The sequence below is a fragment of the Oscillibacter sp. genome (genome assembly GCF_032018205.1).
Lineage (GTDB): Bacteria > Bacillota > Clostridia > Oscillospirales > Oscillospiraceae > Oscillibacter.
In genome coordinates this window covers 59,281-78,886 of the sequence record NZ_DALZOY010000013.1, presented here as the reverse complement: position 1 = coordinate 78,886, position 19,606 = coordinate 59,281, and the positions used below count along the sequence as shown (strand labels likewise).

Sequence of the window (19,606 nt, the reverse complement as noted above, 5' to 3'; positions counted from 1 at the left end):
GCCACCGGTCAGATGCGGGGAACTGATGTAAATATCCGCTTTGGGGCTAGTATACAGGATTTATTCCGATTTGTCATCCTGTGTTTCCGGCGCGGGCGCTTCCTTTTTGGGCTTTATCTTCCGCTTGCGGTACACCAAAACTGTTCCAATCAGCATAAGGGCCACCAGCGCCACCCACACCCAGGCATAGGCCAGCATCAGCAGGAAGTTTTGCACGAAGTCCGCAAAGCCCCGCGCTCCCGAGGACAGCGCCCCGATAAGGCGACTGAAAAAACCGGTGGCAGGCTGCTCCACGTTGGAGAGCTGATATACCTCGTTCAAAGAGAACTGCACCGTGGAGTAGTCCACCTGAGAATCATAGTGCTTCATCTCCCCGGCCAGTGATTCAATCTGGCTTTCCGCCTCGGAAATGGCACTCTCAATGGTGATGATGTCCTCCATGTTCTCAGCTTTTGCCAGAAGGTCCTGCAACCGCGCAAGCTTCGTTTTCTGTGTCTCCAGACGCCCTGCGGTGTCATAGTACAGTTCGCTCACATCCTCCACATTGGAACTGGTGTAGGTCACATGCGCCAGTTCCCCCGCACGGGTGAGGAACGTGCTGAATTTTTCTTTGGGAACCCGGACGGCGTAGCTGCCGTACCGGTAGCCGGAGCCGCCGTAGCTCACGCTGCTGCTCTGGGTCCAGCCGCCAAGCTCCTCCACCAGAGCCGACAGATTCTTGACCGTCTCATCAAAGGTTGTGGTTTCAAGATTCAGATCGGCGGTGTAAATTAACTTACTCCCGTCACCGCTGTCCTTCTCCGCTCTGAGCTGGCTTTCCGCTTTTCCGCTTTCATCATAGGCCGCAAAGCCATTCATGTCTATCGCCGCTCCGGAATCGCCTCTGGCCGCCTCTGTCATCGCAGAAGGAGCGGCCATGCTGTCCGTTTTCTCGCCATAGGATGCCACGCCGCCGGGCGACGTGCCGCAGCCCGCCGCCAGCACCGTCAGGCACAGGGCCGCTAAAAGCATCGCAAGCTTTCTTTTCATCGTTTTTTCCTCCTTGTCGTTCGCCCATCCGCTTCCGACTGATGTGCGTTTGCCTCTTTAGACGCAGGCGCATGGAAAAAGTTACACAATTTGTTGCGTTTTTTTCACGATGGCGTTAAAATGGCGGCAGTACGCGCGCAAACACCGCGCAGCATGGGAGGAATCGCTCTATGACATATCAGGAAGTATTGGAAAACGCCCGCACCCGCGTCGGTCCCCATTGCAAGGCCTGTCCGGTCTGCAACGGCGCGGTCTGCAAAAACACCGTCCCCGGCCCCGGAGCCAAGGGCATCGGCACCGGCTTCATCCGCAACTATCAGAAGTGGCAGGAGCTGTGCGTCAATATGGACACCATCTGCGAAAATAAGCCCGCGGATACCACATTCAAGGTCTTCGGCCAGACCTTTGACCTGCCGGTGTTCGCCGCGCCCATCGGGGCGATGACACTGCATTATGGCGATCAGTATGACGACCTGGCCTACAACGACCTTCTTATCTCCGCCTGCGCGGCGGCGGGTATCGCCGCCTTCACCGGCGACGGCACCAACCCCGCTGTGGTGGAGGGGGCAGCAAAGGCCATTGCCGCCAGCGGCGGACATGGCGTCCCCACCGTGAAGCCCTGGAATCTGGAGCTGATCCGGGAGAAAATGGAGATGGTGAACACGGGCAACCCCTTTGCCGTGGCCATGGACATCGACGCGGCGGGCCTGCCCTTCCTGAAAAACATGCAGCCCCCCGCCGGAAGCAAAACGGTGGAGGAGCTACGGGAAATCGCGGCGCTTGCCAAAAAGCCTTTTATCCTCAAGGGCATTATGACCGTGGAGGGCGCGAAGAAGGCGCTGAAGGCCGGGGCCGCGGGCATCGTGGTGTCCAACCACGGCGGCCGTGTGCTGGACAACTGCCCAGCCACGGCGGAGGTTCTGCCTGCCATCGCCGACGCAGTGGGCGGCAAGCTGACCGTCTTCGTGGATGGCGGCATCCGCACCGGGATGGACGTGTTTAAGGCGCTGGCTCTGGGCGCGGACGCGGTGCTCATCGGCCGTCCCTTCGTCACCATGGTGTACGGCGGCGGGACCGAGGGCGTTTCCATTTACGTGGAGAAGCTGAAAGCCGAGCTGGCCGACACCATGGCCATGTGCGGAGCCCACAGCCTTGCCGACATCGGGCGGGACATGGTGATGACTCCCCGTGATTTGGAACGGCTCTAATTTTTGCAATAAGGCGGCCCCGGACTCATCCGGGGCCGCCTTTAATTTCAAATATCTTTTTTAGACGGACACTCCGGCTTCCTTTGCGGTAAAGAATACCTCGTACAGATTTCCGGTTTCGCCTGTGTCAAATTCCTCCAGATAGACAACGGAAAAATCGTCAAAATCCGCCGGAACCTCAAAAATCAAAAGGCCGGTCCGCTCTTCATCCACTGCCAAATCATACTCGGGCTCCATCTGCTCCTCGCTCACCATGGTTTCAACGGGATTTGAAAACGCGTTATCCTGATCGTCCTTGTCATTCCACTGGGCCTGAAAATCGGTGTCAAACATGGGGATGGTCTCGTTGAACGTGTTCTTGATTGTCAGTTCCGACACCAGCAGCTTATGGTCCGCCTCAGGGGTATATCCCTCATATGTATCACAAATGTAGACGTTGTTGACCGTGAAGTCAAAAAACTCACTGTGCATCACATCTCCGATGCGGCCCTCTTCATACTCCTCGCTGCTGCTTCCGCCGCAGGCGGACAGCACCAACATCATGGCCAATGCCGCCACTGAAACCCACTTTTTGTTTCTCAATTTCATTTTCAATACCTCTTTTTTCTTTTTTCTCTATATTTCATCGCCCAGCCGCACCAAACTCGCACCGGCAGGAGAAGCACAGCGTCTCTCCCAGTCGACCCTCCACGGTATAGGCGTTTTCCTCTCGAAAACCGAACAGCGCAATTGTCTCCCCCATCACGGCCTCCTTGCTGTAATTCACGTACAGCTCTCGCAGAGGGGCGGACTGCAAATCCTCCGGCAATGCATCCCACACGATGTCGCCGTAATTCCCGCTGTACACATGGCCGTTGCCGTCCAGATCGGACCAACGGACAGTGCGCGGCCCCAGATCCTCCAGATTGTCCTTGGGCAGAAAAATTTTGCGGCATTCAGGGCTGTTAATTTTCTTTGGACAAACATGCACAGACTTCGCCTTGAAATCGGAGGGCCGGAGAATCTTCCGCTCCGCCGGGTCAATGAGAATCCACTCGCTGCGGGCGCTCACAGCGACGGTGCCGCTCTCATCCGTCAGCTCGTAGACCCGGCGCAGATGGGCTCCCCGGATGCCGTCCTCCCATGTGGAGATGGTGAGCATCTCCCGGTTCACGGGCCGCCGGTGAATCCGCAGCGCCACCCGGGACAGTAAAAACACCTGCCCCAACTCGTAAAGCTTTTGATGGGTCAGCCCTCTGGCGTCATAGTCAAAGCCCGCCGCCCCCGCCACAAGGCTCAAGAGCTTCGCCGGGCGCACATATTTGTCTCTGTCGCAGTCGGCAAAGGACAACTCCACCTCCCGGGCGTAGCAATCCTCCGTCAGCCATTGCCGAAATGCTTTCAAGTCCATCTCGCTCCTTTTTACCGTCCGCCCTCAGCGGGCGCTTCATCCTCCGGATTTTCCGTTTCTTTCAGAGTGATCTTCCCCTCAGCACCGGTGCGTTTCTCCGGCAAAGAAGCCGCCGCCTCAGCGGAGGACTGCTCCCGCGCCTGAGCCAGATAATCCCGGTGAGCCTCCTTCGGACTGGGAACAAAGCTCTGTGCAGCCGTCCGCCTTTTGCCCTGACTTTTCACATAGAAGAAGCCGGTAATGGAAAATACCGTCGCGCCGATAAAATTCACTATCAAATCCTTCATGGTGTCGATCAGTCCGATGTCCAGATACCCGCCAAGGCCCAGGTCTTCTCCATTCACCGTCACCTCGGTGATATCCGGAATCACCACCACTTTGTTGCTGCGGCTTGCGTCCAGCGCGACCGTTTTAATTGCGTGGATAATCGTATCCTTCTGCATGTCGGTTCCCAGAAAATAGTCGCAGCCAAACTCGAAAAACTCCCACAGTACGCCGATGGTCATGGAAAAGCAAAACGCCATCAGCGCCATAAATGCCGGCGAGAGGTCAAATGTGAGCCGGGGGTTGTCGTTCAGCAGCACCACCATGGAAAAGCCCACCGCCGCAGCAAGAAAACCGTTAAGCGTGTGCAAAATAGTGTCCCAGAATGGAATCACAATGTAAAACGCATTGACTTCACCCAAAATCTCCGCCGCGAAAATGAAGCACAGCACCGTGATTTCCAGCGGCGGAGGAAGCTCAATCCGCAGCCGCACCTGCACCCAGCTCGGCAAATAGAGCAGCAGCAGCGTCAGTACGCAGAAAAAGGCGCTTTCATAGCTCCCCAGCCAGAGCTGGCGGGCCAAAGCCAGAATCACCAGCGCACGCAGAAAATAAAACACGAGGAAGGAACTTTTGTGTTCCCGCAGCTCCTTGTTCAGGGCCATTTTGAAATTTCGGCGCTCCGCCCGCCGCCGTTCTTTTCTTGGATTCATAACTCCCCCTCCCTGCATTTCCAAAGCCCCATTTGGCTTTGGGCTTAGAAAATCAGAATACCACAAATTTCTTCTTTTTGCAAGAGTTAGGCGGCTTTGTATCCCCGCAGGATGCCAAAGCCGCCGTTTTTCACGTATTGTCCCGTCCGATAGGCTCCCGGATGATCAGCCGCTTCAACGCCTTGCCGTTGAAGGGAATCAGCGGATACAGATAGCCCGGTCCCACCACTGTCTTGTTGCTGGCCACCAGCCAGAGAATCAGCAGGATTCCGCCCACCAGCCCCCACAGATCAAAGATCGCAGAGAGAATTAACAACAGCATCCGCAGCAGCTTCACCGCGTAGCCCAGCTCAAAGCTGGGCTGGGAAAACCCGGAGATGGACACCACCGCCATATACACCAGCACCTCCGGCGTAAGCCACCCGGCCTGCACCGCGAAATCTCCGAAAATCAACGCGCCCAGCATAGAGAAGGAGTTGGACAGGGCGCTGGGTGTGTTCAGACAGGCCAACTTTAAAAGGTCAATCAGAAATTCCACCACCAAAAGCTGCGCCAGCAGCGGCAGGGCGCATGGCTCCGGCTTCGCCAGAAACACCAGCCAGTTCGGCAGGCGGTTGGGCTGGCTGACCAACAGATACCATGTGGGCGTGATGAACAGGCTCAGCAGCATCACCGACATTCTAAGCAGCCGCAAATAGGTTCCCACCAGAGGTGGAAAATAGAAATCGTTGGCCTCCTGCGTAAAGCCAAAAATAGTGGTGGGCAAAAGCATAGCCGCCGGGGTGTTGTCCACCAGCACCACCACGCTTCCCTCCATCACCGTGGCCGCCGCCGTATCGGGCCGCTCTGTATACCTTATTTTGGGAAACGGGTTGTACCACTGCTTGGGACGGATGGCCTCTGCCAGACTTTCCTGTCCCATGGAGAGGGAATGAACGTCCACCCCGGCCAGCTTTTCCCGAACCTGTTCCAGCACCTTTCGGTCCACCCGGTCCTCCATGTAGCACAGCACCACGTCCGTCCGGCTCCGCCCTCCAACCTTGTGGCTCTCCATGGTCAGCTGCGGGTCCCGGATGCGGCGGCGCAGCAGCGCCATATTGGGCACCACGGCTTCCACAAAGCCATCGTGGGCGCCCCGCAAAACCTTTCCGTCCGCAGGCTCATCCACCCCCCGGGAGGGATAGCCCTTCGCGTCCATCAACGCCCCGCCGGTAAGCCCCTCCATCAGAAACAGAGTCTTCCCCAGCAGAACAGAGGTGCAGATATCCTCCAAATCCTCCGTTACGTTTGTCTCTGAGAAAGTGATGAATCGGTCTGCAAATTCCTGCATCTTCCGAAGCGTTCCCACCTGCTCGGGGCGCAGTGACAGCCAGAAGGCTCCCATTCGCTCTAAAATCGTATCCTGTCCATAGCCGTCAATCACCCAGATGCGGGCTTTGCGCCCTCCGATGACAAAGTCCCGCGCCACCATGTCGCAGTTGCGCCCCGCACCAAGCAGCTCGTCTAAGCGGCGAACGTTGTCGTCATAACGGGTTGAAAGCTGTTCCATACCGCACCTCCCTTTTGGGGTCTAGTATGGATTTTGGGAAGAGAAGTTATGTAAAATTCGGGCAAATTCAAAACGCAGGGTCTTTGCCTCTTTCCTTTTGCTCCTCACTTTATGAATGTGTACCCAGCAGAAAAGGAAGATTCAAGAGACTGAGGAATACAATTCCTCAGCCTCTTTCTTTACATTGCCCGGAAGCGATGAACTAATCTTTCAAAAAATCTCTCCAGCGGGTTTTTTCATCTCTTTAAAAATTCAGCCGCAGGAAATTTTAAAAGCTCATACCTTTTTCTCAAAATAGTAGTATGTCTCATCCTCGCCTGCGGGCCGCATACAGGAGGCAAGCATCTTTCGGGACGCCTCGTTCTCCTTAAAGCACTTGGCCACCACCCGCGTCAGATGAACGCCGTACAGCCCCCACTCGGCAGCGGCGCTAAACGCCTCCGTCCCATAGCCGTGGCCGCCGTACTCTTCGGCAATGCGGCAGCCAAGCTCCGCGTCACCCCGGTAGTCAAAGTGGTAAAGTACCGCCTCACCGATAAGCTTTCCCTCCAGCCGGATGGCAAAATTTACTGCCGCGCAGTTGCGGTGATCCCTTTTGGCCACCTCGTAAAAGCTACGCTCCTCCACTGGGCCGCCAAGGCCCGCCACGTCGTCATAGCCCCACCACCGGTTCCGCTCTCCGTCCAGCACCAGCGCGTTGTAGGCGGGAATGTCCTCCTCTGTCAACTCGGAGAGTGTCAGCCGTTCTGTAGTCAGCACCGGAAGAGTCTTTACATGGCACAGCAGCTCATTTTGGGGGGCAAAATGATACTTGGGCGCCAAATGATCCGGCCCGTATTGCAGCTTCGAGGTCCGCAGCCCCCTATCGGCGGCGTCGTCCTCCCTGTTGAGCCAGACGGCGTCCCCGGCAAAGTGCCGGGCAAAGGCCTGCACCATGGCGGGATAGACCCCCGCGTAGGAATACAGGGCCTTTTCAATGTGGATAATCAGGGTGTCGCCGCACCGCTCCGCCAGCGCCAGGGAGAGAAGCTTTTCCCCGCTCATCATTCCCCCGCAGAAGAACCACGGCTTATCCAACTGTCCTACCGTACGCTTTGCCAGTTCTAATTCCGTGGCCGCCCTGGGATCGTCCGCCTTGGCAAACTCCTGCCCGTAATCCTCCCAAAACCGGTTTACAAGCGGCATATCCTCCGCGGTCAGAGGCTTAAATTCCGCGTCGGGGCAGGCGGCGTAAAACTTTTTGATGTGGTTTCGCTGCCCGGAATACCGCCGTCCCGCAAAGTTTTGCAAATCCTCCGCCTTATACAGATAGTCCTGCCAGGTGCGCACGTTGCGCACCCCCACATAGGGATAGCGCTGCAAAAGATGAGGCGCCTTTACTGCCGGAACCACGGAAATCACCGGGGGCACCCCCTTTTCCATGCACCAATCCTCAATGGCGGAAAGGGCTTCGTCCTCGTCCCCCTCCGGGCCGGGAACGGGATAGTCAAATAGAAATTCCCCTTCCAGCTCGTTGCGAACGATCAGACATCCCGCCGCCTCCGCAAAGGCGGGGTGCAGCCTCTCCCCCCACATCAGCTTTGTTCCTGCGGAGTATTCGCAAAGCCCGTAATTGCATGTCTCGTAATATCCGCGCAGCAATGCTCCATGCTCGGCGGCTATCGGCGTAAACTCAAGCATACTTCCTCGATCCTTTCCCGGGTTCTCCGTCGGCGGACATCCGCCCCGCAAACCCTGTTTGTCTGCCAGTTTTGTTCTTTTTGTTAATTTTGTCACACATATTCAAAAAATTTTTGTACATTTTTCACTTATTTCTCTTGACTTCACACTTTGTTAATAGTATATTCTTACCACGAATCCATTTAAGAAAGAGGGGTTATTTGTGGAAAATGAGAGGGGCAGTTGGGGAAGCAACATTGGCTTCCTGCTGGCGGCAATCGGCTCGGCCGTCGGCCTTGGCAACATTTGGGGCTTTCCATACAAGATGGGCAAGTCAGGAGGCTTTACCTTCCTGATCGTCTATCTGCTGCTGGCGGCTTTCGTGGGCTTCACCATCATGATGGGGGAGTTGGCACTGGGCCGCAAAACGGGGACCGGACCAATCGGGGCCTATCACGCGGTATCCAAGCGATTCAAGTGGATCGGCTGGCTGGCAGTCTTTTCTCCGTTCATTATTATGAGCTTTTATTCCGTGCTGGGCGGCTACTGCATTGAGTACATGTCCCTGAATCTGAGCAATCTTGCTTTCCAGAACCCGGCGATTTCCGGCGGCGACCTGTTCCACGCCATGCTGACAAATCCCTTGGGTTCCGTTGTTTACACCATCCTGTTTTTGATTATCTGCTATCTCATCAACCGCGGCGGCATTTCCGGCGGCATTGAGAAATTCAACAACGTCGGTATGCCCTCTCTGTTTGTGATGCTGGTCATCATCATCATCAAAAGCCTGTCCATGCCCGGCTCCATTGAGGGGCTGAAATTCATGTTCGTCCCGGGCTACGCGGTGGCGGGCGGCTTCATCGAAGCCGCGCCCGGTATCAGTACCGTCTTGGCCACTGCGGGCGGGCAAATGTTCTTCTCTCTGTCTCTGGCCATGGGCGCCATGATTACCTACGGCTCCTACCTCGGCAAAAAGGAAAATCTGGTGCGAAACTCCGCCATCATTGTCATTTCCGACACCACCATCGCCATCATGGCAGGCATCGCCGTTATCCCCGCCGCCGTGGCCTATGGCATCCAGCAGGGCATCCCCGTGGGCGAAATCGCCCTTGGTGGCCCCAGCCTTCTGTTTGTCACGCTGCAAAACGTGTTTAACAGCATGGGCGGCGTGGGCTCTCTGTTCGGCGTCATTTTCTATCTGTTGGTGCTGATTGCAGCCATCACTTCCGCCATCTCCCTGATTGAGGTCATCAGCACGTTCTTCCTGGACCGGGCCGCCCAGAAAGGCAGAAAAGCCAGCCGTCCCAAAATTGTCTTTCTGGTCTGTCTCGCCATTTTGGTTGAAGCCACCCTGGTGGCAGTGGACGGCTTGGGCTCCAATGGCGTTCCCGTCCCCTTCAAGGAAACCACGGCTGTCGTCATAGACGGCGTGACCCAATACGCTGGCTGGAACGACTGCTGGCTGGACTTCATGGATATGCTCTCCGAAGGTCTTGCCATGCCGCTGGGCGCCATGCTGATGAGCATTATGATCGGCTGGGAAATTCGTCCCAAGTCCATGCTGGACGAGATTCACTCCGGCGCCGGCAACGGAATGGACGGTTTCTTCTCCGTGTGCATGAAGGTCATCGCACCTCTGGGCATGGTTCTGATTCTCTCCGGCCAGATTTCCGACTTCTTCGGCAAGGACGCCCGGATTGCGGGCTATATCATCGGCATTGTAGTCTACGTAATCGGCGTGGCCGTGGCCGTTACCTCTCCGATGCGCAAAGCAGCACACAAATAAGGCTCACGTTTTCTTTCCTCACCCCGGGGAGCGCTATACTGCGCTTCCCGGGGTTTATGCACATCATGACTTTATTAGAATATCAAGCTTTTCTAAACCGTTCAAATGGCATTTACAACACTCTGAAAATTTCCCCGCTTTTTTGCCCCGTATCCGCGCTGCTTTTTCAGCAGCGCCTGCTACCCGGCGGTCATTTTGCGGCGGTTTTCACCGGCGCGGCTGAAAATCTCGGGGGCTTGCGTGAAACGTGGCACGAAAAGCCCGCAAAAACGCGGAATAGTCTCCAAATCCCGCAAGAGCCGCCGCCCGCATCACAGGTGTTCCCTCCCGAAGCAGCTCCCCCGCCAGCAGCAGGCGCTTCTGGCTGATATATTGGTGCACGGTATAGCCCGTGACCTCCTTAAAGCGGTGCATCAGGTAATACCGGCTGAGAAAAAACCGCTCCGCCAGAACCTCTACCGTCAGGGGCCCATCCAAATTTCCGGTGATATAGTGCAAAATCTCCTCGATTTTTGGGTCGGAACGATAGGCGTCCTTCTCCCGCTCTGCCGTTTTGTCCCGCAGACTGTCCCGATTCACATCAATCAAAAGCTGCTGGCAGCAGGCGTCGGCCATCCGGCCGCAGCCGTATTCCCGGGACCGAAGCGCTTCTTCCAGCTCCTGAAACCGGCGCAGATAAAAGGGGCGGCGCTCTCCGTCCGTCCGCAGGAGGTGAAACCCCCGGCGGCAGGCCAGATCAAAGCAGGCGGACAGTGGCTCGTCAGAGTCGCTCCGTTTGTCCATCCACTCCCGCCCCAGCCACAGCACCATCCGCTCATAAGGCTCTCCCGTGTCAATCAGCGCACGGTGAATCTGATTGCGGGGCACCAGCAGCAAATCCCACGGCTGGAGGAAGTAGGTCACGCCCTCCACCATATAGGTCACTCTGCCGCCCAAAAGGAGAATGAGCTTGTCAAATTCGTGATAGTGATACTCCAGCGTCTTCGTGCTGGTATCCTTCAGGCGAAACAGGCGAAAATCCTCCAGCAGATAGCCTCGCTTGTCGCCCTCCAGTCCCTCCGACATCTCCCGCACCCCCTCCGATTTTATGGACCGTCTTTTTATTTTACAGCACTTTTTGCACAGATACAACCGTCATTTTACCAAAAGGCTGCAATTTTATGCGGAACTTTTTTCGTGGTTCCCAGTCAATCCCCGTTGAAACCGTCGGCTTATTCTGCTATACTATATTAGTTAAAATAAAAAACGGGGGGATTCATCATGAGCCGCGCGGACGAGCTGTTTATCCAAAACTGCCGGGATATCCTGAATACCGGCGTGTGGGACAGGGACCGGGAGGTCCGACCCCGCTGGGAGGACGGAACCCCCGCCCACACTGTCAAGAAGTTTGGAATTGTAAACCGGTATGACCTTGCCGCCGAGTTTCCGATTCTGACTCTACGGCGAACCTACTGGAAAACCGCAATTGACGAGCTTTTGTGGATTTGGCAGAAAAAGTCCAACAACATTCACGATTTAAACGCCAAAATTTGGGACCAGTGGTCGGATGAAACCGGCTCCATCGGCAAGGCATACGGTTATCAGCTTGGCGTGAAGCACCAATACCCCGAGGGTGCGTTCGATCAGGTGGACCGGGTGCTGTACGATCTGAAGCACAACCCCGCCAGCCGCCGGATTCTCACCAACATCTATAATTTTCAGGATCTCCACGAGATGCACCTCTATCCCTGCGCCTACTCCATGACCTTCAACGTCTCGGGAAATACCCTGAATGCCATTCTGAATCAGCGCAGTCAGGATATGCTGGCCGCCAACAACTGGAACGTGGTGCAGTACGCCGTGCTGACGCATATGCTGGCTCAGGTTTCGGGCCTGCGGGCCGGAGAGCTGGTCCACGTCATTGCCGATGCGCATATCTACGACCGGCATGTCCCCATTGTGGAAGAAATTCTCGCGCAGACCCCCGCCGCCGCCCCGCGGTTTTCCGCGGACCTGTCGGTGACGGATTTTTACCGGTTCACAAGGGACAGCTTCCAACTGGAGGGCTATACCCCCGCTCCGCTGGAAGCCAAAATTCCCATTGCCATATAAAGAGGGAGGCTTTTTTTATGAACGCGATTTTATCCGTAGCACAGGATTGGGGAATCGGCAAGGACAATCAGTTGCTGTTTTATCTCAAGGAGGATATGAAGCGCTTCCGCGCACTCACCTCCGGAGGAACCGTCATTATGGGCCGCAGAACACTGGAAACCCTGCCCGGCGGAAATCCCCTGCCCAACCGGCGCAATATTGTCATCACGCACGACAAGGAGTTTACCCGGGAGGGAGCGGAAATTGTCCACAGCGTGGAAGCCGCGCTGAATCTGGTGGACGTGAGCGCGGACGACGTGTGGGTCATGGGGGGCGGCAGCATTTATGCGGCCATGCTCTCCCGCTGCAAAATGGTTTACCTGACCCGTGTGGAGGCCGTGATTCCCGGAACGGATACCTTCTTCCCCAATCTGGATAAGCTGACCGCGTGGAAAGTCGCCTCCCAGTCGGAGCCGATTGAGGAAGACGGCCTTACGTATCGGTACGTGGAATACCTCAATTTGAACCTGTAATCCCTTTGGGGAAGCCTGCGGTAAAGCACCCCGACGGAAATTGGTTGTACAAAAGGCGGACCTCTTTGGAGGTCCGCCTTTTTCGTTGCATTCATTTTCCTTGCTGTATTTTGCGATACCGATGTTTTCGTGTCCATTTTCACGTAGATTTTTTCGCGCCCTCTTTCCCCGTCTCCCTTTTCCCGGAAAACCGCCTTGCCAACAGGGCGGGGGGCGGCTATAATAAAACCAGCAATGCGAGAGGAGGCGGTCCCCACGGCGGATTTAAATACAAGCGTGCAGTTCATCAAGGGGATCGGCGCTCAACGGGCCAAGTCCCTCGGCAAGCTGAATATTTGCACTTTACGGGATTTGATTTCCTATTTCCCCGGGCCTATGGGGACCGGACGCTCACAAAGCGGATTTCGGACCTCCAGCCCGGAGAGCTTGCCTGCGTGGAGGCGATGGTAACCTCTCCACCTACCCTCTCCCGCATCCGCAAGGGGCTTGAATTGGTGAAGCTCCGGGCTGTGGACGACTCCGGCGCGCTGGATGTGACTTTTTTTAATCAGGCTTGGCTGAAAAACAGCCTGAAGGCCGGGGAATCCTATGTCTTTTACGGAAAGGCGGAGGGAAACCTTCTCCGCCGCCAGATGGCAAACCCCGTGGTAGAACCGGCAGACCGACGGGAGCAAACGGGCCGCATCGTCCCTGTTTATCCCCTCACCGCCGGGGTGAGCCGCCTGCTTCTCTCCCGCTCCATCCGTCAGGGACTGGACGCCTGCGGAGACATTCTTCCGGACGTACTGCCGGAGGGCGTGCGTCAGGCGTATCAGCTTTGCCATGCAGGCTTTGCCTATGAAAGCATTCACTTTCCCGCCTCTCCGGAAGCGCTGGATCTCTCCCGGCGGCGGCTAGCGTTTGAAGAGCTGTTTTTGTTCACCATCGGTCTGCGCCGCCTCCGCTCCCGGCGGGATGAGGTGCGCACCACGCCGTTTGAACCTGTTGATATGGCTCCTTTTTACACCGCGCTCCCCTTCACCCTCACCGCCGCCCAAAAGCGCTGCGTGGAGGAAGCCCTTGGGGATATGCGCTCGGGCCGTCCCATGAACCGGCTGTGTCAGGGAGACGTAGGCTCCGGAAAAACCATGGTAGCCGCCGCATGCGTGTACTTCTGCGTGAAAAACAGCCGTCAGGCCGCGCTGATGGCTCCCACGGAAATTCTGGCCCGCCAGCATTACGACGGGCTTTCCCCCCTGCTGGAGCGGCTGGACGTGCGCTGCGCCCTGCTGACCGGGTCCATGACTCCAAAGACCAAACGCACTCTCTCTGCCCAACTGGCGGCGGGAGAAATTGATTTTATCATCGGGACCCATGCGCTGATTTCCGGCGGCGTGGAGTACCAGCGTCTTGGACTGGTGGTGACGGACGAGCAGCACCGCTTTGGCGTGGGCCAGCGGGCGGCGCTGGCCTCCAAGGGAGACAGCCCCCATATGCTGGTCATGTCCGCCACTCCCATTCCCCGGACGCTGGCCCTGATTCTTTACGGTGATCTGGATGTCTCCGTCATTGACGAGCTGCCCCCGGGCGGCAGCACATCGGCACCTCCGCCGTCTCCGGCGGCTACCGCCCCCGGCTGTATGCCTTTCTGCGCAAGCAGGTCGAGGAGGGGCGGCAGTGCTATGTGGTCTGCCCCGAAATTACGGAGAGCGAGGACGGGGACGACGGGCGCAAGGCCGTGATGCAGTATGCGGAAACCCTGCGCGCAGAGGTCTTCCCCGACCTGCGGGTGGCTTTTGTCCACGGGAAGCTGAAAGCAAAGGAAAAAGAGGCCGTCATGTCTGCCTTTGCCGGCGGGGAAACGGACATTCTGGTGTCCACCACGGTGATTGAGGTGGGGGTGGACGTACCCAATGGCACGGTAATGGTGGTGGAAAACGCGGAGCGATTCGGCTTGAGCCAGCTCCATCAGCTCCGGGGCCGGGTGGGCCGGGGCGTCCACAAATCCTATTGCATTCTGATCTCCGACAGTAAAAACGAGGATACCCGCCAGCGCCTGCGCGTCATGACCCAGACGGCGGACGGCTTTAAAATCGCGGAGGAGGATTTGCGCCTGCGAGGACCCGGCGACTTTTTCGGTCTGCGGCAGCACGGCCTGCCGGGTCTGCGGGTGGCGGACCTTGGCTGCGACGCAGCGCTTTTGAAGGAGGCCCAGACCGCCGCGGACGCGCTGCTGGCGCAGGATGTGGACCTTGTCCGCCGTGGCGGCCCGGGTTTCAGAGCTGTTTCACCAGAGCGCAGACGCGCTGAACTGAGGCGGCTCGTAATCCTCTCGAAAGCGCAGGGCAAGATTTGTCCGATCTTCTCCTCATGCTAAAAAACCGGGAACGCTCACCTTGCAATGAATGGTGAGCGTTCCCGGTTCAATTTTACCCGCTTGAGACTTGATGGACCTGTCCGGTGCAAAAGCAAATTCTCAGTTTCCCTCGGCATCCGATGCGCCGGTACTGTGGTTGCGCTCATAAAATGTCGCGGTCAGTTTCACGGTTACCTCCTGATCCTTCACATCCCCGGAACCGTTCTGATCAGAGGAGACTACGGAGATTCCGCTCAAAGCACAGCAGTATTTGCATTGATACAGCGCGGTCAAAATAGCCCTGGCCCCGGAATAACTGCCGGCCGTAAACGTCATTTGTATAGGCCGGGACACCAACTCGTTCCCAAACTGAAGCTCCGCAAACGTCATCTGATAATCGGATGCCGCCGTGAGAATGGCATCCAGTTGAATCATCACGTTGTTAATGTTGTCATAATCCGGAATTTCAACCTCTCCCGATATGTCACCGTCTTCCAATTCTGTCTCCATTTTCTGCATCCGGGCCAGCTTTGTCTGCTCCACAATCAGTAAATCCTGCGCCTGCGCCAACTGGTTTTGCGCATCAGACATCTGTGCGTTCAGGGGATCCAAAAACAGCTTCACATAGCCGGAAAGCAGCAGCACCACCACCAGCACCAGCAGCAGCACCTTTTCCCTCTGGGTAAACTCTCTTCGCATCATGAAGCCGCCCCCCTCTCCGCGTCAGTCTGGGTCGGCTTTTCCACAGCCATTGAGATTGTCATGGCGGCGGTCACCTTTGCACTGTTTTCATTGTCGGTGGAAGCATTGAACACCTGTACGCCAGACACCGCCGCATCCTTCGTCAGATTCTGATAAATATCGGAAATGTCGTTGAGCGTTACGTCGGAGATTTTTACCGTGACCGTGTCCATGTCGACGGTGAAGGACGCGACCCGTGCCCGGTTCAACAGGTTTTTTTCAACAAGCTCCAAACACTTTATGGGGTCCGCTCCCCCGACGGCGGTATTCCTGCGCAAAGACTCGCTCTGATACCGCTCCAAAATCAGATCATACTCCGCAGTCTGTCCTCTGACCTGCTCCACCAACGCCTCCTGCTGGGCAACCTGCGCGCGGATTGCACCAACGGCCTGAAGCCGGTCAATCACCCCGAATTTGGAGAACGCCGCAATCGCCACCGTCAGAATAACGGCGGTGGTTACAGTTGCGGCAAGATTGCCGGGACGCCGCTCCCTTTGCGCCAAATTGATGGAGGTTTTGAATGGATACTGCCGCTCTTTCTTTGTCATCTTTTCTCTACCTCCCGGCCATTTCCAGCGCTGCGCCGATGGCGGCGGGACACTGCCCCGCCAAATCGGTATTCTCCGCGGAGGGAAGCAGTTCCTCCATAAAATGCAGATTCAGGGGAATCGCGTCCCGGACAGCATCCATCAGCGCCTGAATCTTCACCAGCCCGCCGCCAAAATAAATGTCCCGCAGATCTGAATCAGGAGTATTAAACCCGTAGAAATTTACTGCCCGCAAAATTTCCACCGCAATTTTTCTGTACAGCTCACGGCACACGGAAAGCTCCTGTACATTTTTGTAATTGGACACCATGTAATCCGCCGCTATGTGAAAATCCACAGAGACACTGTCCGCAATCAGCGCACCGACGGAAACGCCGCCATACTCAAGCACGCGGGAGGTTTCATATACACCATCCCGGTACATATGAACGCGGATGGCGCTATGGCCCATGTCCACCAGACAATACTCCCGGGGATGGCTGTCCGGGTGGGCACGCTCGTAGGCGGTAATCAGGTTACGGTAGGTCAGATACTCCGGCACCGCCGCCGAAAGCTTCATTCCCGCCCTGCGCAGTGCCGACCTTCCCACGGCAATCAGTTCCTTAGGCGCCGCCGCCGCCAACAGATCCATCGTCTCTGGATTTCCGGCATCGTTCCGGTTGACGCCTGCCACGGCATAGTCGTAAAAATACAATTCCTTGTCCTTTTGAATATAATCGTGAAATTCATAAGGCAGGTTGACCTTCAACTGCTCCGTGGTCATCCACGGCACGGTAATCCGACGAACAAACGCCGCCTCGGGCGACAGCGCCAGCACGCATTTCCGCTCGGAAATGCGCTGGGCCCGCAGCAGTCCCCGCAATTCCTCCGCCAGTGCATCGGGAGACGTAACGCGTCCGTCCCGCACCAGATTTTCCGGCAGCAGCGATGCGCAGAGCTTCTGCACACGCCCGCCCTTCACAACCGCCAGCTTCATTGCGTTTGTTCCGATGTCAAGTCCCAGATAGGTATTGGACATAAAATCCTCCCTGTCAGTCAGGTTTTATGGCAACCGCCGCAAAACGCGGCGGGAACTCTCAAAGTAAAAAAAGGCGCAGATAGGCCGCCATGGCGGGCTCCGCCGCCAGCAGCGAAAGATAGACTCCCGCCGCAATCGCGGGACCAAAGGGAAATGCCTTGGGATTTTCCGGGTCCCCCGCCGTCCGGCTCGACGCCAGCGCAAATAAAATTCCCAGCAGGCAGGAGGCAATCAGCAAAAACAGCACCGACTGCCACGAAAAAAACAGACCGGCAGCAAAAAAGAATTTAAGGTCTCCGCCGCCCATGCTCTCCCGCTTTAAAACCCGGTCCATCACCAGCACCAAAACCAAAAGCGGAACGGAGGCGGCCAGCGCACCGGCAAGACCCCGCAAAGCTGCGGCCCCCACCGCGCCACGGTGAAGAAGCGGCAGAAACATCAGCCAGTCTGCCGCCATGGCCAGCAAAAATCCGTCGGGAATCATGGCGGTGTCGTAATCCACCAGCGCCGTCGCCAGCAGCAGCACGGTGAGAATCCAATACTGAAGCGTTTGAAGCGTCACGTCGTACCGCAGGACAATCCCCACAAACGCGGCGGCGCACAGCAGCTCCGCCGCAGGGCAGCGGACTGGAATTTTCGCGCCGCACCAGCGGCACCTTCCTCTCAGCGCCAGCCACGAAACCACCGGGATCAAATCCCGGGGCGTGAGGACATGGCCACAGCGGTCGCAATGGCTGCGGCCACGGAGAAAGCTTTCTCCCGCCGCCACCCGGTCCGCCATGCAGGCGGCAAAGCTACCCAGAACCAGCCCCAAAAGGGCGGTAATTGTTAAAATATACGCCGTCAGGGCGGCGGAAAGATGGAGCATACGCGAATCCTCCCAATGAGAATGAAAGGCCCGGCGGGCCTGTCCCGAAATTTCGGGACAGGCCGCGGGCGGATGCTTCCCCCAGACCACCGCAACCCAACGGCGGCAGGGAGAACGCCGAAACTATGAAGTCTTAGATGGAGTTAAGCTGTCGGTGCCGCCGCCCACACAGGCCCATTGGTACTGCTGGTGTCTACCTTAATAACATTGCCCACTCCGCGAGCTGTTCCATCCTCGCTTTGCGCTTTATACGCACCAGAAGCGTCAGTGCCAGTAGTCTGGAACTTTCCGGTGGAGGCGTTAAAATAATACGGTCCACCACTACCAAGGCCGCTGTCGTCGCTACTGCTGCTGGCATTTAGCTGATACACGGCATACACGGCCTTCGCCGTGCGCATATTGGCGTCGTCAGCCGCCTTTCTAGCATCGGTCAGCTTAGCAGTAAACACGGGAATGGAAATGGCCACCAAAACGCCGATAATGGCCACAACAATCAGCATCTCCATCAGGGTAAAGCCCTTTTTGGAATTCTTTTTTGCTTTCAGGGATTGCACGGTTGTCTGTAACATGAAATGTTCCTCCTCGTTTTATCTTCTTAGGGTTGTTGAAAACTTATATGATGTATCAGCCGGGCGGGTTGCGTCCCGGCGGAATACCGAACTTTCTAAATTGAGCCGTAAAGGCTGAACATGGGCAGATAAACGGACAGCAGAATAAACCCCACGATGCCCGCCAGACAGCAAATGACCACCGGCTCCAGCAGGCTGAGGGCCTTTCTCGAGGTCAGTTCCACCTCGTTGTCGTAATAGGCGGCCACCGTATCCAGCGTGCCCTCCAGCTCGCCGGTTTCCTCGCCCACGCCGGTCATCTCCACCAGCAGATCCGGGAAAATTCCCATAACGCGCAGGCAGCTGTTCAGCGTCTTTCCCTCCTCCAGCTTCGGAACCTGCTTGGAAAGCTCCGAGCCAATCCACTCGTCCTCCAGCACCTTCGCCGTCACCGTTACCGCCCGCAGCAGGGGAAGCCCCGCCGTCAGCAACGTGGACATGGTGCGGGCAAACTGGGATGCCGTCCGTAAAAGGACAATCCTCCCCAGCAAAGGAATCTTCAGCCGGAACCGGGACTGGGAAATTCGCCCCCGCTCCGTCCGCCCGTACAGCTTATATAACAAGGTACTCCCGGCAATCAGCGTGACCAGCAGCGCCCAAAATTGTGAAAAAAATCCGCTCACAGCGATCAACGCCCGGGTGACGCCCGGCAGCTCCACGCCCATGGATGCAAAGCTGGAGGTAAACGCCGGCACGGCCACCACCATGATGATGATCACCACCGCCACGGCCACGCACAGGGTAAACATGGGATATATCATGGTGGCCTTTACTTTTCCCCTGAGCTTGGACGACCTGTCGTAATAGTCACGCAGCCGCCCGAAAGCCACGTCCAGCGTGCCGGATTCCTCGCCGGAGCGAATGGTTTCGATAAACGCAATGGGAAGATTCTTCCCCTTGTTCTGCAAGCTGCGGGCCAAGCCAAACCCCGCCGCCACATCTTCCGCCGTCTCACCCAAAATTTTTCGCAGCGTCCGGTCCGCAGTTTGCTGAGCAATCAGCTCCACTGCACGGACCACAGGAAGACCCGCGCCCAAAATGATGGAAAACTGTGCGCACATCACTGAAAGCGCCTTTTCGTCGATATTGTTCAGCGTCACATCCTGCTGCATCCGGGACTTTTCCCGCACCTGCGTAATTTTGGTGACCACGGAACAGGTTTCCTTAATCCGGGCTACCGCCGCAAACTCGTCAAACGCCTCCAACACCCCGGAAACCTCCGCACCGTCCTTGGAAATTGCCTTGTATTTAAATGTCTGCAACAGGATTCACCTTGCTTTCCCAATC

Annotated in this window: 19 protein-coding genes and 1 pseudogene; 7 read left to right on the top strand and 13 right to left on the bottom strand. The window is 56.8% G+C overall.

The genetic code is table 11. From position 1 onward, the window contains the following. Positions 1-60: 60 nt before the first annotated feature. Positions 61-1,029, bottom strand: coding sequence for a DUF4349 domain-containing protein (locus RTU96_RS11065; protein ID WP_312636677.1), 969 nt, complete (start codon positions 1,027-1,029; stop codon positions 61-63). A 170-nt stretch (positions 1,030-1,199) separates the two neighbouring features. Here RTU96_RS11065 and RTU96_RS11060 point away from each other — a divergent pair, with 170 nt between their 5' ends. Then, positions 1,200-2,237, top strand: coding sequence for an alpha-hydroxy-acid oxidizing protein (locus RTU96_RS11060; protein ID WP_312636676.1), 1,038 nt, complete (start codon positions 1,200-1,202; stop codon positions 2,235-2,237). Between the two features lie 60 nt (positions 2,238-2,297). On the opposite strand, the gene RTU96_RS11055 is transcribed toward RTU96_RS11060, so the two are convergent. The 5 genes from RTU96_RS11055 to RTU96_RS11035 all read right to left on the bottom strand — a co-directional run bounded on the left by RTU96_RS11055 (position 2,298) and on the right by RTU96_RS11035 (position 7,833). Then, on the bottom strand, positions 2,298-2,825 hold the full coding sequence (locus RTU96_RS11055; protein WP_312636675.1) for a DUF4352 domain-containing protein: 528 nt from the start codon (positions 2,823-2,825) through the stop codon (positions 2,298-2,300). Positions 2,826-2,859: 34 nt separating this feature from the next. Further along, on the bottom strand, positions 2,860-3,621 hold the full coding sequence (locus tag RTU96_RS11050) for an acyl-[acyl-carrier-protein] thioesterase (RefSeq protein WP_397356892.1): 762 nt from the start codon (positions 3,619-3,621) through the stop codon (positions 2,860-2,862). 17 nt (positions 3,622-3,638) lie between these two features. Further along, complete coding sequence (locus tag RTU96_RS11045; protein WP_312636673.1) at positions 3,639-4,604, bottom strand: hypothetical protein; 966 nt, start codon at positions 4,602-4,604, stop codon at positions 3,639-3,641. Positions 4,605-4,734: 130 nt separating this feature from the next. Further along, the gene (locus tag RTU96_RS11040; protein ID WP_312636672.1) at positions 4,735-6,153 is read right to left on the bottom strand and encodes a spore germination protein; all 1,419 of its coding nucleotides are present in this window, start codon (positions 6,151-6,153) and stop codon (positions 4,735-4,737) included. A gap of 276 nt (positions 6,154-6,429) precedes the next feature. Further along, the gene (locus RTU96_RS11035) at positions 6,430-7,833 is read right to left on the bottom strand and encodes a GNAT family N-acetyltransferase (protein WP_312636671.1); all 1,404 of its coding nucleotides are present in this window, start codon (positions 7,831-7,833) and stop codon (positions 6,430-6,432) included. 202 nt (positions 7,834-8,035) lie between these two features. Between RTU96_RS11035 and RTU96_RS11030 the strand changes: the two genes are divergently transcribed. Further along, the gene (locus RTU96_RS11030; protein ID WP_312636670.1) at positions 8,036-9,598 is read left to right on the top strand and encodes a sodium-dependent transporter; all 1,563 of its coding nucleotides are present in this window, start codon (positions 8,036-8,038) and stop codon (positions 9,596-9,598) included. A gap of 207 nt (positions 9,599-9,805) precedes the next feature. On the opposite strand, the gene RTU96_RS11025 is transcribed toward RTU96_RS11030, so the two are convergent. Further along, on the bottom strand, positions 9,806-10,663 hold the full coding sequence (locus RTU96_RS11025) for an AraC family transcriptional regulator (protein ID WP_312636669.1): 858 nt from the start codon (positions 10,661-10,663) through the stop codon (positions 9,806-9,808). 195 nt (positions 10,664-10,858) lie between these two features. Between RTU96_RS11025 and thyA the strand changes: the two genes are divergently transcribed. The 5 genes and pseudogenes from thyA (at position 10,859) to RTU96_RS11005 (ending at position 14,557) form a co-directional block, all read left to right on the top strand. Further along, positions 10,859-11,689: a thymidylate synthase gene (gene thyA, locus RTU96_RS11020; RefSeq protein ID WP_312636668.1), complete on the top strand. Its 831-nt coding sequence runs from the start codon at positions 10,859-10,861 to the stop codon at positions 11,687-11,689. Positions 11,690-11,706: 17 nt separating this feature from the next. Continuing rightward, positions 11,707-12,201 (top strand): dihydrofolate reductase, encoded by a 495-nt coding sequence (locus tag RTU96_RS11015; RefSeq protein ID WP_312636667.1) that lies wholly within the window; start codon positions 11,707-11,709, stop codon positions 12,199-12,201. A gap of 234 nt (positions 12,202-12,435) precedes the next feature. Next, positions 12,436-12,890: pseudogene (locus RTU96_RS14790) on the top strand (ATP-dependent DNA helicase RecG); the annotation flags it as partial. Between the two features lie 300 nt (positions 12,891-13,190). Beyond that, a complete protein-coding gene (locus RTU96_RS14785) occupies positions 13,191-13,922 on the top strand; it encodes a DEAD/DEAH box helicase (protein ID WP_397356901.1) in 732 nt (243 codons plus the stop codon). Next, positions 13,865-14,557, top strand: coding sequence for a helicase-related protein (locus RTU96_RS11005; protein ID WP_312636665.1), 693 nt, complete (start codon positions 13,865-13,867; stop codon positions 14,555-14,557). Before RTU96_RS14785 ends, RTU96_RS11005 begins: the two co-directional genes overlap by 58 nt. 99 nt (positions 14,558-14,656) lie before the next feature. Here RTU96_RS11005 and RTU96_RS11000 read toward each other — a convergent pair whose 3' ends face one another. The 6 genes from RTU96_RS11000 to RTU96_RS10975 all read right to left on the bottom strand — a co-directional run bounded on the left by RTU96_RS11000 (position 14,657) and on the right by RTU96_RS10975 (position 19,581). After that, a complete protein-coding gene (locus RTU96_RS11000; RefSeq protein WP_312636663.1) occupies positions 14,657-15,238 on the bottom strand; it encodes a type II secretion system protein GspM in 582 nt (193 codons plus the stop codon). Next, a complete protein-coding gene (locus RTU96_RS10995; protein WP_312636661.1) occupies positions 15,235-15,825 on the bottom strand; it encodes a hypothetical protein in 591 nt (196 codons plus the stop codon). The genes RTU96_RS11000 and RTU96_RS10995 overlap by 4 nt, the downstream gene beginning before the upstream one ends. A gap of 7 nt (positions 15,826-15,832) precedes the next feature. Next, positions 15,833-16,843: a pilus assembly protein PilM gene (gene pilM / locus RTU96_RS10990; RefSeq protein ID WP_312636660.1), complete on the bottom strand. Its 1,011-nt coding sequence runs from the start codon at positions 16,841-16,843 to the stop codon at positions 15,833-15,835. 58 nt (positions 16,844-16,901) lie between these two features. Beyond that, positions 16,902-17,711 carry a prepilin peptidase gene (locus tag RTU96_RS10985; RefSeq protein ID WP_312636658.1) on the bottom strand — a complete coding sequence of 270 codons (810 nt, stop codon included), beginning with the start codon at positions 17,709-17,711 and terminating at the stop codon, positions 16,902-16,904. Positions 17,712-17,854: 143 nt separating this feature from the next. After that, complete coding sequence (locus tag RTU96_RS10980; protein ID WP_312636657.1) at positions 17,855-18,280, bottom strand: prepilin-type N-terminal cleavage/methylation domain-containing protein; 426 nt, start codon at positions 18,278-18,280, stop codon at positions 17,855-17,857. 95 nt (positions 18,281-18,375) lie between these two features. Further along, on the bottom strand, positions 18,376-19,581 hold the full coding sequence (locus RTU96_RS10975; RefSeq protein ID WP_312636656.1) for a type II secretion system F family protein: 1,206 nt from the start codon (positions 19,579-19,581) through the stop codon (positions 18,376-18,378). Between the last annotated feature and the right edge of the window lie 25 nt (positions 19,582-19,606).

Coding starts and splice junctions, on each gene's coding strand:
- RTU96_RS11065 (WP_312636677.1), bottom strand. CDS start 1,029: ATGAAAAGAAAGCTTGCGATGCTTTTAGCGGCCCTGTGCCTGACGGTG.
- RTU96_RS11060 (WP_312636676.1), top strand. CDS start 1,200: ATGACATATCAGGAAGTATTGGAAAACGCCCGCACCCGCGTCGGTCCC.
- RTU96_RS11055 (WP_312636675.1), bottom strand. CDS start 2,825: ATGAAATTGAGAAACAAAAAGTGGGTTTCAGTGGCGGCATTGGCCATG.
- RTU96_RS11045 (WP_312636673.1), bottom strand. CDS start 4,604: ATGAATCCAAGAAAAGAACGGCGGCGGGCGGAGCGCCGAAATTTCAAA.
- RTU96_RS11040 (WP_312636672.1), bottom strand. CDS start 6,153: ATGGAACAGCTTTCAACCCGTTATGACGACAACGTTCGCCGCTTAGAC.
- RTU96_RS11035 (WP_312636671.1), bottom strand. CDS start 7,833: ATGCTTGAGTTTACGCCGATAGCCGCCGAGCATGGAGCATTGCTGCGC.
- RTU96_RS11025 (WP_312636669.1), bottom strand. CDS start 10,663: ATGTCGGAGGGACTGGAGGGCGACAAGCGAGGCTATCTGCTGGAGGAT.
- thyA (WP_312636668.1), top strand. CDS start 10,859: ATGAGCCGCGCGGACGAGCTGTTTATCCAAAACTGCCGGGATATCCTG.
- RTU96_RS11015 (WP_312636667.1), top strand. CDS start 11,707: ATGAACGCGATTTTATCCGTAGCACAGGATTGGGGAATCGGCAAGGAC.
- RTU96_RS14785 (WP_397356901.1), top strand. CDS start 13,191: ATGGCTCCTTTTTACACCGCGCTCCCCTTCACCCTCACCGCCGCCCAA.
- RTU96_RS11000 (WP_312636663.1), bottom strand. CDS start 15,238: ATGATGCGAAGAGAGTTTACCCAGAGGGAAAAGGTGCTGCTGCTGGTG.
- RTU96_RS10995 (WP_312636661.1), bottom strand. CDS start 15,825: ATGACAAAGAAAGAGCGGCAGTATCCATTCAAAACCTCCATCAATTTG.
- pilM (WP_312636660.1), bottom strand. CDS start 16,843: ATGTCCAATACCTATCTGGGACTTGACATCGGAACAAACGCAATGAAG.
- RTU96_RS10985 (WP_312636658.1), bottom strand. CDS start 17,711: ATGCTCCATCTTTCCGCCGCCCTGACGGCGTATATTTTAACAATTACC.
- RTU96_RS10980 (WP_312636657.1), bottom strand. CDS start 18,280: ATGTTACAGACAACCGTGCAATCCCTGAAAGCAAAAAAGAATTCCAAA.